Below are 16,724 nucleotides of genomic sequence, written 5' to 3' on the forward strand. Positions count from 1 at the left end.
GCGGGCAGACGAGAGCCCGCCGGCGGGTCAGAACAGCAGGTTGGGCAGGTAGGTCGCGATCTCCGGGATCATGGCGATGATCGCCAGGCCCACCAGGTTGACGAGTACGAAGGGGATCACCGACCAGTAGATGTCCTTCATGGTGATGCCCGGCGGCACGATGCCCTTGAGGTAGAACAGGTTGAAGCCGAAGGGCGGCGTCATGTAGCCGATTTCCATGTTGATCACGAAGAGGATGCCGAACCAGATCGGATCGAAGCCCAGCGAGGCCACGATCGGCAGGAACACCGGCAGGGTGATCAGCATGATTCCGACCGGGTCGAGCAGCATGCCCATCACGAACACCAGGGCCATCATCACGATGATCACGCCCCAACGCCCGCCGGGCAGGTCCATCATCAGCCCCTCGATCAGGGCCTGGGCGCCCATGCCCTGGTAGGCGGAGCTGAAGGCATGAGCAGCGAAGAGAATCCAGGCGATCATCCCGGTCAGCTTGAAGGTGCGGATCGCCGCCTCGTGCAGCACCGGCCAGTCCAGCTTGCGGTAGATCGCGGCCGAGATCAGCGCGCCGAGCACACCCATGGCCGCCGCCTCGGTAGGCGTGGTGACGCCGCCGATGATCGAGCCCAGCACCATCGCCACGATGCCGATCGGCAAGAGCACGGCGCGCAGGGCGGTGAACTTCTCGCTCCAGCTGCCGCGCTCCTCGGGCGGCAGGGCCGGCGCCAGGTGCGGTTGCAGGTGGCTGCGCACGATCACGTAGATCAGCGTCAGCGCCACCAGCAGTAGGCCCGGCAGCACCCCGGCGGCGAACATCTTGCCCACCGAGACGCCGCTGATCATGGCGTAGAGGATCATCATGATGCTCGGCGGGATCAGGATGCCCCAGCCGCCGCCGGTGTTGATGCAGCCCAGCACCATGCGCTTGTCGTAGCCACGTTCGAGCATCGCCGGCAGCGCGATGGTGCCCATGGCCACCACCGCCGCGCCGCTAATGCCGACCATCGCGCCGAACACCGCGCAGATGCCCAGGGTGCCGATCGCCAGGCCGCCGCGCATGCCGCCGCACCACAGGTGCATCATCCGGTAGAGGTCCTTGGCCACGCCGGTGCGCTCGAGAATCATCGCCATGAAGACGAACAGCGGGATCGCCACCAGGGTGAAGCTCTCCATGGTGCCCCACATCTGCGAGGCGACCATGTAGAAGGCGTCGACGCCCCAGGTGAAATAGAGGAACAGTACCGACACGCCGCCCAGCACGAAGGCCAGCGGCAGCCCCAGCAGCAGGAAGAACACCAGGGCGAGAAAGAACAGCAGTGTGGTGATTTCGATGCTCATCGGGCGTGCTCCGATGGGACGTCGGCGCTGTCGTCAGCCTTGTCCAGCGCGACGAGGATGTCCTGCAGCAGCTTGGCGATGCCCTGCAGCAGAAGCAGCGCGGTGCCGATGGGGATCGCCGCCTTGATCGGCCAGATCGGCGGGTTCCAGGCCGAGAACGAGGTTTCCCGGCTGCCGATCGACTCCCACGCCATGGAGCTGCCGAAGTAGAGCAGGGCGGCCGTGAACAGGAAGAACATCGACGAGGTGAAGATGTCCAGGCAGGCCTGGGCGCGCCGTGACAGCGTGCCGTAGAAGATGTCGACGTTGACGTGATCGCGGTGCAGCAGCAGGTAGCCGCCCGACAGCACCACGTAGAGGCCGAACAGCATCTGCCCCAGCTCGTTGGTCCAGGACGTCGGCGAGGACAGCACGTAGCGCATGAATACCTCGCCGATCAGCAACAGGAAGATCGCGAAGATCAGGTAGGCGACCCAGCGGCCGATGAAGGAATTGAGTCGGCTGATGCCGTTCACGTAGGCACGAATCACGCGCATTGCTCTGCCCTGACAGGAAGTATCGAAAGGAATCGGCCGCCGCCCCGGGGCGGCGGCCAGGCAATGGGCGACTCAGAGGTAGCCGAGCTCGCCGAGGAACGCCTTGAGCTTGTTCAGCGCTTCGGCGGCCTTGTCGCTGCGCTTGCCTTCTTCTTCCCAGGTGTTGCGAGCGATGTCGGTCAGGCGCTTCTGTACGTCTTCGGGCAACGTGTTGACCTCGACGCCTTGCTCCTTGACGGCCTTGCTGAGCGCGATGTGCTCTTGGTAGAGGTACTCGTTGGTGCGGTACCAGAATTGCTCGTCCAGCACCTGCTTGACGATTTCCTGGTCGCGCTCGGACAGCGCGTCGAGCGCCTTCTGGCTGACGATGGTGACGTCGGTGCCGGCGATGTTCAGGGCCGGTTTGACGTGGTATTTGGCCACCTCGTAGAAGCTCATGCTCGCCGCACCCTGGGCCGCGCCCCAGTGGGCCGCGTCGACCACGCCGGTGTCGAGCGCCGGATACAGCTCGCTGCCGGGCAGGTAGGTAGTGGAGGCGCCGGCTTCGTTGAGGAATTTCTGCAGGGCACCCGAAGAGCGGATCTTCAGGCGGGTGAAGTCTTCCCAGCTGTTGATCGGCTTCTTCACCACCATTTCGGTGGGGTAGACCTTGTCAGTCGCCCAGTAGACGCCGAACTTGGCCGACTCCTCGCGCAGCATCTGCTCGAAGCCCAGCTGCTGATGGAAATAGGCCGCCTCCCACACGTGCTGGAAGGCGAACGGCAGACCCGAGGCGATGCCCGCCAGGGTGATCTTGTCCTGGGCGTAGCCGGGAGAAATGGTACCCATCTGGATGATGCCGCGGCTGACCGCGTTGAAGGTCTCCTGCGCCTTGAACAGCGCGCCGGCTTCGAACAGCTGCAGCTGGACGCGACCCTCGGTGCGGCGCTCGATTTCGTTCTTCAGGCGTACCAGGCTGTCCTTGTAGGAGCTGCTGGCGCCTGGCCAGTGGGACTGCACACGCCACTTGGCAACGTCCTGGGCGCTGGCGAGCGAGGGTGCCAGCGCGGCAACGGCCAGCAGGGCGGCGCCGACGGCGAGCTTGAGGGTCTTGAGCGGGGGCGACAATTTCATTTCGGATCCTCTTTCTTGTAATTGTTCTGGGTTCAGAACTGCAACGCGGTACCGATTTTGTCAGCTACACTGGCTAAATGTTTCGCAGTGCGAAATTACCTTTTGCATATCGTTAAGGCGAACCTAGCACGTCAGGACAATTTTTCAACAGCCCGTCCGGCGAAAAGCATTTCGCTGTGATGCGATATCAACCGTCTTGATGGGGACGTTTTTCAAATTGACGGCCCTGGGCGAGCCGTGACAGCGTCAAAAAAAGGGCCGTTTCACGGTTGCCCCGACGGGAAGCTGGCGTGCGTTGGCAGTGGTTATTCGGGGGCCGTGGGCCCCTGGAAGCTCGCGGTCAAGACCGCTGCCACGGATCGCCTGACCCCTGGTGGGAGCGGTCTCGACCGCGAATAGCCTCACCCGCAGACCCGTCGTCGGTCAGTGAAGTATCCAGGCGTGCAAGTCGTGCCGGTGAGCGAAAACAACAAGAAAACGCGCTGCGTGAGCGTCGATCTGCGCGCAACGCACTGGAAACCGCCGGCCTGAGCCAGGCCGTGTCATGAGAGGTGCCTCGATGACCAATCCCCTGTTCGATCTGAGCGGCAAGGTGGCGCTGATCACCGGTTCCACCAAGGGTATCGGCCGCGCCATCGCCGAGCAGATGGCGCGCTGCGGCGCCCGCGTGGTGATCTCCAGCCGCAAGGCCGATGCCTGCGAGCAGGTGGCCGGCGAGCTCGTCGCGGCCGGCTTCGAGGCCATCGCCGTGCCCTGCCACGTCGGGCGCAAGGAGGATCTGCAGCGGCTGGTCGACACCACCCTCGAGCGCTGGGGACAGATCGACGTACTGGTCTGCAATGCCGCCACCAACCCGGTCTACGGGCCGACCCGGGAGATGACCGACGAGGCCTGGGACAAGATCATGGAGACCAACGTCAAGGGTACCTTCTGGCTTTGCAACAGGGTGTTGCCAGGCATGGCCGAGCGGGGTGGCGGCGCGGTGATCATGCTTTCGAGCATCGCCGGGCTGCGCGGCAACACCACCATCGGCACCTACGGCGTGTCGAAGGCGGCCGAGGCGGCGCTGGCGCGCAACCTGGCCGCCGAATGGGGGCCGGACGGCATCCGCGTCAACGCCATCGCGCCGGGACTGGTGCGCACCGATTTCGCCAAGGCGCTGCTGGACGATCCCGAGCGGGTGCGGCGCGCCGCCGAGAAGACGCCGCTGCGCCGGATCGGCGAGCCGATCGACATCGCGGGCCTGGCGGTCTTTCTCGCCGCGCCTGCCAGTGCCTACATCACCGGCCAGGTGATCGTCGCCGACGGCGGCGAGACGGCCTGCTGAGGGGGCGCCATGAACGGACCAGAGTTGATTGACGTCCTGCCGGCCCATCGCTTCGACGAGGCGGCGCTGGCGTCCTACCTGCGCGGACGGCTGCCGGAAATGGGCGATGAACTGGTGATCCGCCAGTTCCAGGGCGGCCAGTCGAACCCTACCTTTCTGCTGGAAACCGCCGGCAGGCGCTATGTGCTGCGCAAGAAGCCGCCAGGCAGGATCCTGCCGTCGGCGCACATGGTCGAGCGCGAGTACCGGGTGATCAGTGCCCTGGATGAGCAGGGCGCGGTACCGGTGCCGGCTGCCCATGTGCTCTGCGAAGACGAGGGCATCATCGGCACGCCCTTCTACGTGATGGATTTCGTCGACGGGCGGGTATTGCCCCATCCCGCCTTGCGCGAAGCCGAGCAGGGCGAGCGACGGGCGATCCACTTCGCCGCCATCGACACCCTGGCCGCGCTGCACCGGGTCGATGTGCAGGCGATCGGCCTGGCCGACTACGGCAAGCCCCAGGGCTACATGGCGCGCCAGGTCAAACGCTGGAGCGGCCAGTACGAGGCTTCGCGCACCGGCGACATGCCGGCCATGGACAAGCTCATGGCCTGGCTGCAGGACCAGTCGCCGGCGCGCGACGAAACCGCCATCGCCCACGGCGACTACCGGCTGGGAAACCTGATGCTGGCCGGCGATGGGCCGCAGGTGACGGCGATCCTCGACTGGGAGCTGTCCACTCTCGGGCACCCGCTGTCGGATCTTGCCTACTACTGCCTGCCCTATCACCTGCACTGCGAACACGAAGGCATGCGCGGCCTGGTCGGCCTCGACCTCGCCGCATTGGGCGTGCCGAGCGAGGGCGAACTGCTGGATCGTTACTGCCAGCAAAGCGGGCGCGACGGCATCGACGACTGGCACGTGTTCCTCGCCTTTTCCCTGTTCCGCCTGGCGGCCATCGTCCAGGGCGTCTACGCCCGCGCGCTGCAGGGCAACGCCAGCAACGCTGATGCGCTGGACGTCGGCAAACGTGCCGGCATCCTCGCCGAAGCGGGCTGGGCCATCGCCCAACGCGGCAACGGAGTCCTTTCGCCATGAGCTACCCCCTGCTGCGCCGTGTCCTGCTGACCAACGATGACGGCATCGCCGCGCCGGGCCTCGCGTTGCTCGAGCGGCTCGCCGCCGAACTGGCCGAAGAGGTCTGGGTGGTCGCGCCCGAACATGACCAGAGCGGCACCGGCCAGGGCATTTCGCTGCATGCGCCCTTGCGGGTGTTCGCCCACGGCGAGCGCCGTTACGCGGTGTCCGGCACCCCGTCGGACTGCATCATGTTCGCCATGGCCGAGTTCCTGCGCGACACACCGCCGGATCTCGTGCTCTCGGGCATCAACAGCGGCGCCAACATCGCCGACTCGGTGCCCTATTCCGGGACCATCGGGGCGGTGCTCAGCGCCGATCTGCTCGGGTTGCCGGCGATCGGCCTGAGCCAGGCATTTATCGATCGAGCCGCCATCGACTGGTCGCCGGTGCAGCGCTATGCGGGCAATCTGATCCGCGCGCTCTGGGCGCGCCGCGAAGCCGACGGCTGCTGCTGGAACCTGAATTTTCCGGCCTGTCCGGCAACCGAGATCAGCCAGCTGCGCATGGCGCGCCAGGCGCGAGGCTCTATCCGCGCGCCGCGGCTGCTGGCCGGTCGGGATGCCCGCGGGCTGCCTTACTGGTGGCTGGGCTTCGAACGCTCATCGACGCAGATCGTCGCGCCGGATGCGGACGTCACCGCACTGCGCGATCGCTGCGTTGCCATCACGCCGCTGCGCGATACCCGCGGCTGGCTCGAATGGGGCCAGGAACAGCGCCTGGCCGACCTTGAACGGGAGACGTCACGATGAGATTCGAACGCCACTACGGCGTCTGGCCGCGCCAGCTACCCAAGACCCTGTCGGTCCCGCAGACCAGCCTGTTCACCAACCTGGAAATCTCCGCGAGGCGTTTTCCGGACAAGACCGCGATCGTCTACTACGACACCCGCATCCGCTACGCCGAGCTGCTGCGCGAGGTCGAGGCGCTGGCCGGTTACCTGCAGCATCTGGGCGTCGGTCGTGGCGATCGGGTGCTGCTCTACATGCAGAACGCGCCGCAGTTCACCATCGCCTACTACGCCATCCTCAGGGCCGACGCGGTGGTGGTGCCGGTCAACCCGATGAACCACAGCGCGGAGCTGGAGCACTACCTGGCCGATACCGGTGCCGCCGTCTGCCTCTGCGGTCAGGAGCTGACCGGCTTCATCGCGCCGCTGGTGGGCCAGGCGCAGCTGCGGCACGTGATCGTCACCGCCTACCGCGAGTACCTGCGCCAGCCCACCGACCTGGCGCTGCCGCCCGAACTCACCGACGAGTCGCCGTTCACCGCGTTCGAGGGCGCCATCGCCTGGCAGGACGCGCTCGCGGCCGGACATCGGCCTTCGGCGCACCTGGCCGGGCCGGACGACCACTGCGTGTTCCCCTACAGCTCCGGCACCACCGGCGCGCCCAAGGGCTGCGTGCATACCCACCGTTCGGCGATGGCCACGACGGTGCACCGGCTGGTGTGGAACGGCAGCACCTCGGAAACGGTGATCCTCGCCACGCTGCCGTTCTTTCATGTCACCGGCATGCAGGGCGCGATGAACGGGCCGATCTATCTGGGCGGCACCAGCGTGGTCATGACCCGCTGGAATCGCCAGGTGGCGGCGCAGCTGATCGAGCGCTACGCCATCAACGCCTGGATCAACATCGCCACCATGGCCATCGACTTCCTCTCCGACCCGGATATCGAGCGCTACGACCTGTCGAGCCTGAAAAGCATCGGCGGCGGCGGCGCGGCGATGCCGAGCGCGGTGGAAGAGAAGCTGCAGCGCCTGACCGGGCTGCACTACATCGAAGGCTACGGGCTGTCCGAAACCATCGCCGCGACCCACATCAATCCGGCCGAGCGGCCCAAGCCGCAGTGCCTGGGCATCCCGGTGTTCGACGTCGACAGCCGCATCATCGACGTCGCCAGCCTCGAGGAGCTCGGCCCCAACGAGGTAGGCGAGATCGTCAGCCACGGGCCGCAGCTGTTCGAAGGCTACTGGAACCGCCCCGAAGAGACGGCGCAGGCCTTCATCGAGCTGGACGGCAAGCGCTTCTTTCGTACCGGCGACCTGGGCTACTACGACCAAGAGGGCTACTTCTTCATGGTCGACCGGGTCAAACGGATGATCAACGCCTCGGGGTTCAAGGTCTGGCCGTCGGAAGTGGAGAGCCTGATGTACCGCCATCCGGCAATCCAGGAGTGCTGCATCATTGCCACGCCCGACCCGCGCCGTGGCGAGACGGTCAAGGCCTGCGTAGTGCTGCGCCCGGAGCGGGTCGGCCAGGTCGGCGAGCAGGACATCATCGACTGGTGCCGGCAGGAAATGGCCGCCTACAAGGTGCCGGCGGTGGTGGAGTTTCGCCAGTCGCTGCCGCGTTCCTCCACCGGCAAGCTGATGTGGCGCGCCCTGCAGCAGGAAGAGGATGCCCGCCAGGCGCTGCGCGCCACCTCCTGAGCCGCCGGGCGTGATTAGATAAGCCTTTCGCTCCGGCAACTGCCTTGGAGGCCCCGGTTGGCTGGTCGTGCTGAATCTCTCGAACGCCCCCTCGCCCGGACCGGCGAGCGACTACACAAGGGCACCATCTCGGTCCAGCTGGTGGCCGAGGCGCTGCTGGACATCGAACGGCGCGGCCATGACGGCGCGGCCCTGCTGCGGGTGGCCGGGATCGAGTCACCGTTAGCCGAAGGCGAGGCGAGGGTAACCGCCCAGGCCTATGCGCGGCTGTGGCGGCTCAGCGCCCGGCTGCTCGACGACGAATTCTTCGGCATGGACAGCCGCGGCCTGAAGGCCGGCAGCTTCGCCTTCATGGCCCGCGTCGCCCAGAGCGCGGCCAGCCTCGGCGAGGCGCTGGAGACCATGCTCGCCTTTCTGCGCCTGTCGCTGGACGACCTGGCGCCGCGGCTCGAGCGCGGCAACGGCCTGGCCGAGATCGTTCTCGATCACCGCGCCGGCCATCTCCCGCGTGCCTTCACCTGCTTCACCCTGTGGATGATCATCCACGGCCTGGCTTGCTGGTTGGCGGGGCGTCATCTGTCGATCCTCGGCATCGACCTCGAAGGCGAGGCGCCGCGCCGTCTCGACGATTATCGCGTCAAGTTCACCGACAATCTGCGCTTCGGCCGTGCCAAAAGCCGCCTACTGCTCAACGTCGACTGCCTCGGCCAGCCGGTGCGGCGCAGCGCGGCCGAGCTGGAGCGCTTCCTCGCCCGGGCGCCGGGCAACATCCTGGTCCGTTACCGCGACCCGCAGGGCCTCGGCGCGCGGGTCCGACAGCAGCTGCGCCGGCTCGATGCCAACGACTGGCCGGACATCGAGGCGCTGGCCGCGCAGTTCCACGTGGCCCCGTCCACCCTGCAGCGCAAGCTCGCCGCTGAAGGACAGTCCTACCAGCGGCTCAAGGATCAGTTGCGCCGGGACCTGGCCCTCGAACACCTCGCCCGGGGCGAGGGCAACCTGGCGCAGCTGTCGCAGGATTTGGGCTTTGCCGACGCGAGCGCCTTCCACAAGGCCTTCAAGAAGTGGACCGGCTCGACGCCGGGCCGCTATCGGGCGCTGCTGGGCGTACCCGCAGCGGACTGACCGCGCACCTGCGCCCACTGTCAAAACCTCTCACCCCGTTCGAGGCGTTCGGCCATTGGCAGGCCGGCAGGGCGAGGCGAATATCCGGGCCATACTGGAAATCCGGTTCATCGCGCGGGAGGCAAGCATGCAGATCGACGGCAGGACATTTCTCATCACCGGTGCAGGCTCCGGGCTGGGCCTCGCCACGGCGACAGAACTGGCCGGGCAGGGCGGACGCGTCGTGCTGGTCGACATCGACGAGGCGCGCGGCCAGGCGGCTGCCGAGACGCTCGGGCAATCCGCGCGCTTCGTCAGGGCCGACATCACCCGGGAGGCCGATGCAGCGCAGGCGGTGGCGGCAGCGCTGGACGCTTTCGGCGCCGTGCACGGGCTGGTCAACTGCGCCGGTATCGCGCCGGCCGAAAAGATCCTCGGGCGCAATGGCGTGCATGGGCTGGAGCGCTTTCGCCAGGTCATCGAGGTCAACCTGATCGGTACCTTCAACATGCTGCGCCTGGCCAGCGAGGCGATGGCCCAGGGGCAGCCCGGGGCGGACGGCGAGCGCGGGGTCATCGTCAACACCGCCTCGGTCGCCGCCTTCGACGGGCAGATCGGCCAGGCGGCCTATGCCGCGTCCAAAAGCGGCGTCGCCGGTCTCACCCTGCCAGCCGCCCGTGAGCTGGCCCGCTCGGGGATTCGGGTGATGTGCATCGCCCCGGGCATCTTCCAGACGCCGATGATGGCTGGCATGCCCCAGGAGGTTCAGGACTCGCTGGCGGCCAACGTGCCGTTCCCGCCACGGTTGGGTCGGCCCGAGGAATTCGCCGTGCTGGTGCGGCACATCGTCGAGAACCCCATGCTCAACGGGGAGGTCATCCGCCTGGATGGCGCCCTGCGCATGGCAGCCAAGTGAAGGGGACAAGATGAACACGAACAACGATCCGGTCGTCATCGTCATCGTCATCGTCAGCGCCATGCGCACGCCCATGGGAGGCTTTCTCGGCGCGCTCAAGGGAGCGACGGCCGCCGAGCTCGGTGCTGCGGCCATTCGCGCGGCGGTGCAGCGTGCCGGCGTGCCGGTCGAGCGCATCGACGAGGTAATCATGGGCTGCGTGCTGCAGGCCGGGCAGGGCCAGGCCCCGGCGCGTCAGGCGGCCTTGGGCGCCGGGCTGCCGCAAGGGGTGCCCTGCTCGACGCTGAACAAGATGTGCGGCTCGGGCATGAAGGCGGTGATGTCGGGGTTCGACGCCCTGCTGGCCGGCAGCGCCGAGGTGGTGGTCGCCGGCGGCATGGAAAGCATGTCCAACGCGCCGTATCTGCTGGAGCGGGCGCGCTCCGGCTACCGCATGGGCCATGGGCGGGTGCTGGACCACATGTTTCTCGACGGGCTGGAAGACGCCTACGACAAGGGCCGGCTGATGGGCACCTTCGCCGAAGAATGCGCATCGGCATACGCCTTCACCCGCGAGCAGCAGGACGGTTACGCCATCGCCTCCCTGGAGCGGGCCCAGCGCGCGATGCGCGAGGGACTGTTCGCCGACGAGCTCGTCGCGGTGGAAACCGCTGCCGGCCGCGAGCAGGTCACCGTGAGCGAAGACGAGCAACCGCCCAAGGCGCGCCCGGACAAGATTCCCAGCCTCAAGCCGGCCTTTCGCGACGGTGGGACCGTAACCGCTGCCAACGCCAGCTCCATTTCCGATGGCGCCGCGGCTTTGGTGCTGATGCGCCTGTCCCAGGCCGAAGCCCTGGGGCTGACGCCGCTCGCACGCATCGCCGGTCACGCCTCGGTGGCCCAGGCGCCGAATCTCTTCACCACCGCGCCGGTGGGTGCGATCAACCGCTTGCTCGAACGTACCGGCTGGGTGTTATCCGAGGTGGACCTGTTCGAGATCAACGAGGCCTTCGCCGTGGTGCCGATGGCGGCCATGCGCGAGCTGGACATCTCCCACGAGCGGCTGAACGTGCATGGCGGGGCCTGCGCCCTGGGCCACCCGATCGGTGCCTCGGGCGCGCGGGTGCTGGTGACTCTGCTGCACGCGCTGCGCCATCACGGACTCAAGCGAGGCGTGGCATCCGTGTGCATCGGCGGCGGCGAGGCTACCGCCGTGGCGATCGAGCGAATCGATTAGCGTCCAGGTGTGGCCGCTCAGTTGTAGCGGCCGTGCACACCGCCGACGCTCAGCCGGCCAGCGCCGAGCAGGGCAACGGCGACCGCGGTAAACAGGAACATCGCCTGCAGCTCGATGGCGGAGCCACCCATCGAGTTCAGCGCGAAGATTTCATTCGCATGCGCCAAGGCCAGCGCCACGATCATGTTGATCGCCACCACCAGCGCGGCGATGCGGGTGTAGAAGCCGACGATCATCAAGGCCGGGGCCAGCACCTCGCCGACATAGGCCCCATAGGCGAACACACCTGGCAGGCCATGTCCGGTGAGCATGCCGGCAATCGCGCCGACGCCGTGCTGCAGCTTGAAGATGCCGTGCAGCAGGATGAGCAGGCCAAGCGCCACGCGCAGAACCAGTTTTCCAGTGTCTTCGGTATTCATGCCTTCCTCGCTGATTGATGGGCGGGCGCTTGCCCGGGTGCCGATTCGGTGACTGCTCTGGTCGTTATAGACCACCCCGCATTGGAACGGGTGATTGGGTCCGCAGCCCGGCTGCTTGCGGCTGGCATCTTTACGGCCTGGCCGACGGTTGGCGCCGCCTGGCCGTTGCGAACCGAAGGCCGACTTCTACGCTTGAATCTTGCAGGCAGCACGACTCGACGCAGGAGGCGACCTCCGACAACAAGACCGAGGAACACCCATGACAATAACAACGGGTTCCCTGCGCGCGTTGCGCTACGGGCTGACGCCCCTTGCCCTGGCCCTCTGTTTCACCGCCACCACCCACGCCCAGAACGCGCCCGCGTCGCGTATCCAGGTCGAGAGTCTGTCCAGCCGCGCGGACAAGCTCACCGGCGACGATGCCCTGATCCGCATCACCCTGCCGTCTTCTGCCTCGGGCGAAGGCGTGCGCGTGTTGCTCAACGGCGCAGACGTGACGGCCGCCTTCAACCCATCGGTCGATGGTCGGGTGCTGACCGGCCTGGTCGAGGGCCTGCGTCCGGGCGCCAACATGCTGATGGCCACCGCGCCCGGTGTCGGAGCCAAGGGGCTGATGCTGACCAGCCATCCGCTGTCGGGCCCGGTGTTTTCCGGTCCCAAGCAGCAGCCCTTCATGTGCGAGACGGAGGAATTCGAGGTCTATCCGGGCGGCGGTAAACTGGGCCCTGCGCTGGACGAGAACTGCACCGTGGCGCGACGGGTGGACTACGTCTATCGCAACACCCAGGGGCGGTTCGCCCGCTACGACCCGGCCGTGCCGCCGGGCGATCTAGCCACCACGACCACCCTCGACGGCAACACCGTGCCCTACGTGGTGCGACTGGAGACCGGCACCCTCAACCGCGCGATCTACCAGACCGCCGTGCTCGATGACCCCGCACGGCCCGGGCCGGGCATCGACCTGCGCGACGGCGCCTGGAACGGCCGGCTGGTCTACACCTTCGGCGGCGGCTGTCGGTCGGGCTGGTACCGCCAGGGCAACAGCACCGGCGGCGTGCTCGACGACCGCCATCTCTCGCGCGGCTTCGCCACCGCCTCGGCGTCGCTGAATGTGTTCGGCAACCAGTGCGACGACCTGCTCGCCGCCGAGACCATGATGATGGTCAAGGAGCGCTTCATTGAGGCCTACGGGCCGCCGCGCTACACCATCGGCTGGGGCTGCTCGGGTGGCTCCTATCAGCAGCATCAGATGGGCGACAACTACCCGGGCCTGCTCGACGGCATCATCCCGATGTGCAGCTTCCCCGAGGTCGGCTTCGGCACCGTGCACACCCTTGCCGACTCGCGCCTGCTGCTGCATTACGCCAAGACCACCGAGGTTGCCTGGGCGCCGGAGCAGCTTCGGGCCGTCTCGGGCTTTGCCCAGTTCAACACCATCGGCAATCTGGACAACGGCGCCGCGCGCATCGACCCGGTGCCCGGTCGCGATGATGGCCGCGCCTCGGCCGAATTCGACGCCTCGGTACCGGCAGCAGAGCGCTATCACCCGCTGAACAACCCCGACGGCGCCCGGGCGACAGTCTACGATCACGCGGTGAACAGCTACGGTCGCGACCCGCGCACGGGCTTCGCCCGCCGGCCGCTGGACAATGTCGGCATCCAGTATGGATTGGAGGCGCTCAACGCCGGGCAGATCAGCAAGGCGCAATTCCTCGATCTGAACGAAAACATCGGCGGGCTGGGCATCGACGCCAACTTCACCGAACAGCGGATGGTCGCCGACCGCCAGGCCACGAGGGCGGCGTATCAGACTGGCCGGCTGCTCTATGGCGGCGCCGGGCTGTCGGAAATGCCGATCCTCGATTACGACCTGATGTACACGGATCTCGAACCGGGCGGCGACATTCACCTGAAGTTTCACCACTTCTCCACCCGCGAGCGGCTGCGCGAGGCCAACGGCCACATCGACAACCACGTGATGTGGAGTGGCGGGGCGGGCTATCCCGAAGGCGAAACCCGCACCGCCCGTACCGCCTACATCCAGGACCGCGCGCTGGAAGCGATGGACCGCTGGCTGGCCGCCATAGCGGCTGACCCGGGCAGCGCGGCGCGGGCCGAGAAGGTGGTGCGCAACAAGCCGGCCGACCTGCAGGACGGCTGTTGGACGCGCGACGAACAGCCGAGCTTCATCGCTGAACCGCAGACCTTCGGCGGCCGCGGCACCTCGGCATGCAACGACCTGTACCCGGCGTTTCCCTCGCCGCGAATGGTCGCCGGCGGGCCGCTGGCCTCGGATGTCATCAAATGCCAGCTGCGCCCGGTGGATGAGCGCGATTATCAGGTGAGCTTCGATCCTGACGAATACGCCCGTCTGATCCGCATCTTCCCCAACGGCGTCTGCGACTGGGAGGCACCTGGCGTCGGCCAGCAACCGCTGGCCGGCACCTGGCTGCGGTATCTCGGCGAAGGGCGTTACGTGCGCGACGCGGCTCGGCCGGGCCGCTGAAGTCGAGCCCGGGGCGGGCGGTGGCCGCCTGCCCCGGAGCCCTGCATGATTTTGTTACCTGTCCGGACGCCGAGGGCGCCTGGTGCGGTGAACGGCGGGCTGGCGGCCAGGGTCGCAAAAAGGGACCGATTCGATCGGGCGCCTTGCGGTCCGAACGACGATAGCCGAGCCAGGAGTCTTGCCGATGTACTGCTCCCTTCCCATGACGGGTGCGCTGCCCGAAACCGAAAACGCCCCGAGGCTGCGCCGCTGGTGCCTGCCGGTGCTGGCGCTGACACTGACGCTGCTCGGCGGTTGTGGCGACAGCGAACCGGGCACATCGGACCAGCCGTCGGCTGGCGCCGAACAACCCGTGACCCAGGACAGTCGCGACACCGCGGGCCTGCAATACCCCAGCGAGCACCTGCGTGTGACCCGCTATCCGGGCGAGCTGGCCGACGCCGACCGCGACACCTGGCGCGAACAGGCGCCGGAGATCGAGCGCATCGAGATTGCTTCCTCGGCCGACGATGCCTCGCAGCCGGCGCTGTATTACGACTCCGGTTCCGAGCGAGAGAAGCCGCTGCTGCTGGTGTTGCACAGCTGGAGCACCGATTACCTGCAGAACATCGACATTCCGCTTGGCCAGTTCGCGGTGGCCAACGACTGGGTATTCATGCACCCCAATTTTCGCGGGCAGAACGACGGCCGCCCGGAATCCACCGCCTCGGATCTGGCGATCGCCGACATGCAGGATGCGCTCGACTATGCGCTGGACAATGCCAGCATCGACCGTTCGCGCATCTATCTGCTCGGCTATTCGGGAGGCGCGCTCAACGCGATGCACCTGGCCAGCCGCAACCCCGATCTGTTCGCCGGCGTCTCGCTGTGGGTCCCGGTGTACGACCTGGTCAGCTGGTATCAATGGAATGCCGAGCGTGGCGAGAAATATGCCGAGGAAATCGCCCAGGCCTGCGGCGGCGAGCCGACGCCGGGCACCGACGCGCACGATGAGTGCGCCAAGCGCAGTGCGAAGTCGCGGATCGAAGACGCGGCCGGCAAGGTGCGGGTACGCATCGCTCACGGCATCGGCGACCAGACGGTGCCGCCGGAGCAAGCGCTGCACGCCTACAACGACCTGGCCGACGAAGCGGACCGCATCTCCCAGGAGCAGATCGACCAGCTCATGGCCGACCGCAGGGTTCCCGACGCGCTCAAGGAACGCTCGATCCATGCGCAGGAGGACCATGCTCGCTTCGACGAAGCCGACGCGCCCGTGCTGCTGCACCTCAAATCCGGGCTTGCCGAGCTGATTCTGTTCGACGGCGAACATGACATGCTCTACCGCCCGGGGCTCGAATGGCTCGGCGAACAGGAGCGCTGATGAAGGCAACGATCACCGGGGCCGCCGCGCCCCTTCGCCGTCTCTTTGACCCTTGGCGCGGCAACGGGCGTGCCGCTCCGGCAGCGCTTGCGATTGCTACAGCCTGCCTGCTGCCGGCATCCGACGCGCTCGCCAGGGACTGGTCCGAGGTCCCGGGCCCGCTGGTGGGCCCGCCGCGCGTCATCGGCCACCACGGGGCCGCCTGCCTGATCGGTGCTCAGCAGCTGCCGGCCGAGGGTGTCGGCTACCAGGCCGTCGATCTGGAGCGCCGCCGTCACTATGGTCATCCCGAGCTGCTGGACTACATCCAGATCCTCGGTCGCCGCGTCGCCGACGCCGGGTTCGGCCCAATACTGGTGGGCGACATGGCCCAGCCTCGCGGCGGGCCGATGAGCTACGGGCACGTCAGCCACCAGAGCGGGCTGGACGTGGACATCTGGTTTCGCCTGGACCTGCCGCAACTCGAGCGCAGCGAGCGGGAAGGGCTCGAACAGCCGATCCTGGTCGACCCGAGAACCGCCCGGCTGGACGCGCGCTGGACCGATCAACATGCCGAGCTGATCCGCCTGGCCGCGGACGATCCGCGCGTGGCGAGGATCTTCGTCGACGGCGCGGTCAAGCGCGACCTGTGCGAGCGCGAGTGGGACGACCGCTCCTGGCTGCGGCGCATCCGCCCCTGGCCCTGGCACGACGAACATTTGCACGTGCGCCTGCGCTGCCCGGCGGACCAGAAGGAATGCGTCGACCAGCCCGAGCCCCCGGCAGGCGACGGCTGCGCAGCGATCCTGCCGACGCCGCGTCCGCTGGTCGAAGCCAGCCCGGTGCGGCGCCTGCCGCCAGCCTGCGCCGCCGTGCTCGAGCAATAGCGGGATCGGGTTGGTCGAAGCCAGCCGCGGTGCGACGGCTACATCGGCCGTAACCAGGCATGAAAAAGGGCGCCATCGGCGCCCTTGATGGGTTGCAGCGGTGGTTCAGTTCCACCAGCGCGGCAGGCCTTGGCGGTCCTTGCGGAACTCGACGCGCGAGGCGCTGCGTTCTGCCTTCGCGTCGTCGGCGGTGCGCGCCTCGGCCAGTTCGATGTCCTGCCGGTCCGGCTCGGCACGGCTTGCCTCGAGGCGAGCCGTCTGGGTGGTGGTGACGGTGGTGTCCGCCGTGGCGGCGAAGGCGTTACCGGCCAGGCCGGCGATGATCAGGGATGCGATGACGTGCTTGCTCATGATGGGTTCCTCAAGGGTTGTCGGTGACTTCGGTGCCAATGGTGGCGGCCGATCGCACGCATGAGAAACGCAGAGGATCACTAGTGAATATCAACACTATCGATCCGATCATCGTCGAG

At 67.3% G+C, this 16,724-nt stretch carries 15 protein-coding genes; 10 read left to right on the forward strand and 5 right to left on the reverse strand.

The genetic code is table 11. The features are described 5' to 3' along the window. Positions 1-27: 27 nt before the first annotated feature. From G7026_RS06525 to dctP, 3 genes are all read right to left on the reverse strand, one after another. Entirely contained in the window at positions 28-1,338 is a 1,311-nt protein-coding gene (locus G7026_RS06525) for a TRAP transporter large permease (protein WP_181069950.1), read from the reverse strand. After that, positions 1,335-1,874 (reverse strand): TRAP transporter small permease subunit, encoded by a 540-nt coding sequence (locus G7026_RS06530; RefSeq protein WP_181069951.1) that lies wholly within the window; start codon positions 1,872-1,874, stop codon positions 1,335-1,337. Before G7026_RS06530 ends, G7026_RS06525 begins: the two co-directional genes overlap by 4 nt. A 72-nt stretch (positions 1,875-1,946) precedes the next feature. After that, positions 1,947-2,987, reverse strand: a complete 1,041-nt coding sequence (gene dctP, locus G7026_RS06535; RefSeq protein WP_181069952.1) for a TRAP transporter substrate-binding protein DctP — start codon at positions 2,985-2,987, stop codon at positions 1,947-1,949. A gap of 559 nt (positions 2,988-3,546) precedes the next feature. Here dctP and G7026_RS06540 point away from each other — a divergent pair. From G7026_RS06540 to G7026_RS06570, 7 genes are all read left to right on the forward strand, one after another. Next, positions 3,547-4,314 (forward strand): SDR family NAD(P)-dependent oxidoreductase, encoded by a 768-nt coding sequence (locus tag G7026_RS06540; RefSeq protein ID WP_181069953.1) that lies wholly within the window; start codon positions 3,547-3,549, stop codon positions 4,312-4,314. A gap of 9 nt (positions 4,315-4,323) precedes the next feature. After that, on the forward strand, positions 4,324-5,394 hold the full coding sequence (locus G7026_RS06545; RefSeq protein WP_181069954.1) for a phosphotransferase: 1,071 nt from the start codon (positions 4,324-4,326) through the stop codon (positions 5,392-5,394). Then, entirely contained in the window at positions 5,391-6,185 is a 795-nt protein-coding gene (gene surE / locus G7026_RS06550) for a 5'/3'-nucleotidase SurE (protein ID WP_181069955.1), read from the forward strand. Before G7026_RS06545 ends, surE begins: the two co-directional genes overlap by 4 nt. Then, complete coding sequence (locus G7026_RS06555; RefSeq protein ID WP_181069956.1) at positions 6,182-7,864, forward strand: long-chain fatty acid--CoA ligase; 1,683 nt, start codon at positions 6,182-6,184, stop codon at positions 7,862-7,864. Before surE ends, G7026_RS06555 begins: the two co-directional genes overlap by 4 nt. 57 nt (positions 7,865-7,921) lie before the next feature. Continuing rightward, complete coding sequence (locus tag G7026_RS06560; RefSeq protein ID WP_181069957.1) at positions 7,922-8,989, forward strand: AraC family transcriptional regulator; 1,068 nt, start codon at positions 7,922-7,924, stop codon at positions 8,987-8,989. Between the two features lie 127 nt (positions 8,990-9,116). Next, positions 9,117-9,884: a 3-hydroxyacyl-CoA dehydrogenase gene (locus G7026_RS06565; protein WP_181069958.1), complete on the forward strand. Its 768-nt coding sequence runs from the start codon at positions 9,117-9,119 to the stop codon at positions 9,882-9,884. 10 nt (positions 9,885-9,894) lie between these two features. Then, positions 9,895-11,100: an acetyl-CoA C-acyltransferase gene (locus G7026_RS06570; RefSeq protein ID WP_181069959.1), complete on the forward strand. Its 1,206-nt coding sequence runs from the start codon at positions 9,895-9,897 to the stop codon at positions 11,098-11,100. Positions 11,101-11,117: 17 nt separating this feature from the next. Here the strand turns inward: G7026_RS06570 and G7026_RS06575 are convergent, their stop codons facing one another. Next, positions 11,118-11,519, reverse strand: a complete 402-nt coding sequence (locus G7026_RS06575; protein WP_181069960.1) for a DoxX family protein — start codon at positions 11,517-11,519, stop codon at positions 11,118-11,120. Between the two features lie 259 nt (positions 11,520-11,778). Between G7026_RS06575 and G7026_RS06580 the strand changes: the two genes are divergently transcribed. The 3 genes from G7026_RS06580 to mepA all read left to right on the forward strand — a co-directional run bounded on the left by G7026_RS06580 (position 11,779) and on the right by mepA (position 16,254). Next, positions 11,779-14,025, forward strand: coding sequence for a DUF6351 family protein (locus G7026_RS06580; protein ID WP_219858337.1), 2,247 nt, complete (start codon positions 11,779-11,781; stop codon positions 14,023-14,025). A gap of 184 nt (positions 14,026-14,209) precedes the next feature. Then, on the forward strand, positions 14,210-15,388 hold the full coding sequence (locus tag G7026_RS06585) for an alpha/beta hydrolase family protein (RefSeq protein ID WP_219858338.1): 1,179 nt from the start codon (positions 14,210-14,212) through the stop codon (positions 15,386-15,388). After that, positions 15,388-16,254 carry a penicillin-insensitive murein endopeptidase gene (gene mepA, locus G7026_RS06590; protein ID WP_181069961.1) on the forward strand — a complete coding sequence of 289 codons (867 nt, stop codon included), beginning with the start codon at positions 15,388-15,390 and terminating at the stop codon, positions 16,252-16,254. The genes G7026_RS06585 and mepA overlap by 1 nt, the downstream gene beginning before the upstream one ends. A gap of 105 nt (positions 16,255-16,359) precedes the next feature. Here mepA and G7026_RS06595 read toward each other — a convergent pair whose 3' ends face one another. Next, on the reverse strand, positions 16,360-16,605 hold the full coding sequence (locus tag G7026_RS06595) for a hypothetical protein (protein ID WP_181069962.1): 246 nt from the start codon (positions 16,603-16,605) through the stop codon (positions 16,360-16,362). Positions 16,606-16,724: the final 119 nt, after the last annotated feature.

The sequence above is a fragment of the Stutzerimonas azotifigens genome (assembly GCF_013522725.1).
Taxonomy (GTDB): domain Bacteria; phylum Pseudomonadota; class Gammaproteobacteria; order Pseudomonadales; family Pseudomonadaceae; genus Stutzerimonas; species Stutzerimonas azotifigens_A.

Coding starts and splice junctions, on each gene's coding strand:
- G7026_RS06585 (WP_219858338.1), top strand. CDS start 14,210: ATGTACTGCTCCCTTCCCATGACGGGTGCGCTGCCCGAAACCGAAAAC.
- G7026_RS06580 (WP_219858337.1), top strand. CDS start 11,779: ATGACAATAACAACGGGTTCCCTGCGCGCGTTGCGCTACGGGCTGACG.
- G7026_RS06530 (WP_181069951.1), bottom strand. CDS start 1,874: ATGCGCGTGATTCGTGCCTACGTGAACGGCATCAGCCGACTCAATTCC.
- G7026_RS06545 (WP_181069954.1), top strand. CDS start 4,324: ATGAACGGACCAGAGTTGATTGACGTCCTGCCGGCCCATCGCTTCGAC.
- G7026_RS06525 (WP_181069950.1), bottom strand. CDS start 1,338: ATGAGCATCGAAATCACCACACTGCTGTTCTTTCTCGCCCTGGTGTTC.
- G7026_RS06575 (WP_181069960.1), bottom strand. CDS start 11,519: ATGAATACCGAAGACACTGGAAAACTGGTTCTGCGCGTGGCGCTTGGC.
- mepA (WP_181069961.1), top strand. CDS start 15,388: ATGAAGGCAACGATCACCGGGGCCGCCGCGCCCCTTCGCCGTCTCTTT.
- G7026_RS06555 (WP_181069956.1), top strand. CDS start 6,182: ATGAGATTCGAACGCCACTACGGCGTCTGGCCGCGCCAGCTACCCAAG.
- G7026_RS06540 (WP_181069953.1), top strand. CDS start 3,547: ATGACCAATCCCCTGTTCGATCTGAGCGGCAAGGTGGCGCTGATCACC.
- G7026_RS06595 (WP_181069962.1), bottom strand. CDS start 16,605: ATGAGCAAGCACGTCATCGCATCCCTGATCATCGCCGGCCTGGCCGGT.
- surE (WP_181069955.1), top strand. CDS start 5,391: ATGAGCTACCCCCTGCTGCGCCGTGTCCTGCTGACCAACGATGACGGC.
- G7026_RS06565 (WP_181069958.1), top strand. CDS start 9,117: ATGCAGATCGACGGCAGGACATTTCTCATCACCGGTGCAGGCTCCGGG.
- G7026_RS06570 (WP_181069959.1), top strand. CDS start 9,895: ATGAACACGAACAACGATCCGGTCGTCATCGTCATCGTCATCGTCAGC.
- dctP (WP_181069952.1), bottom strand. CDS start 2,987: ATGAAATTGTCGCCCCCGCTCAAGACCCTCAAGCTCGCCGTCGGCGCC.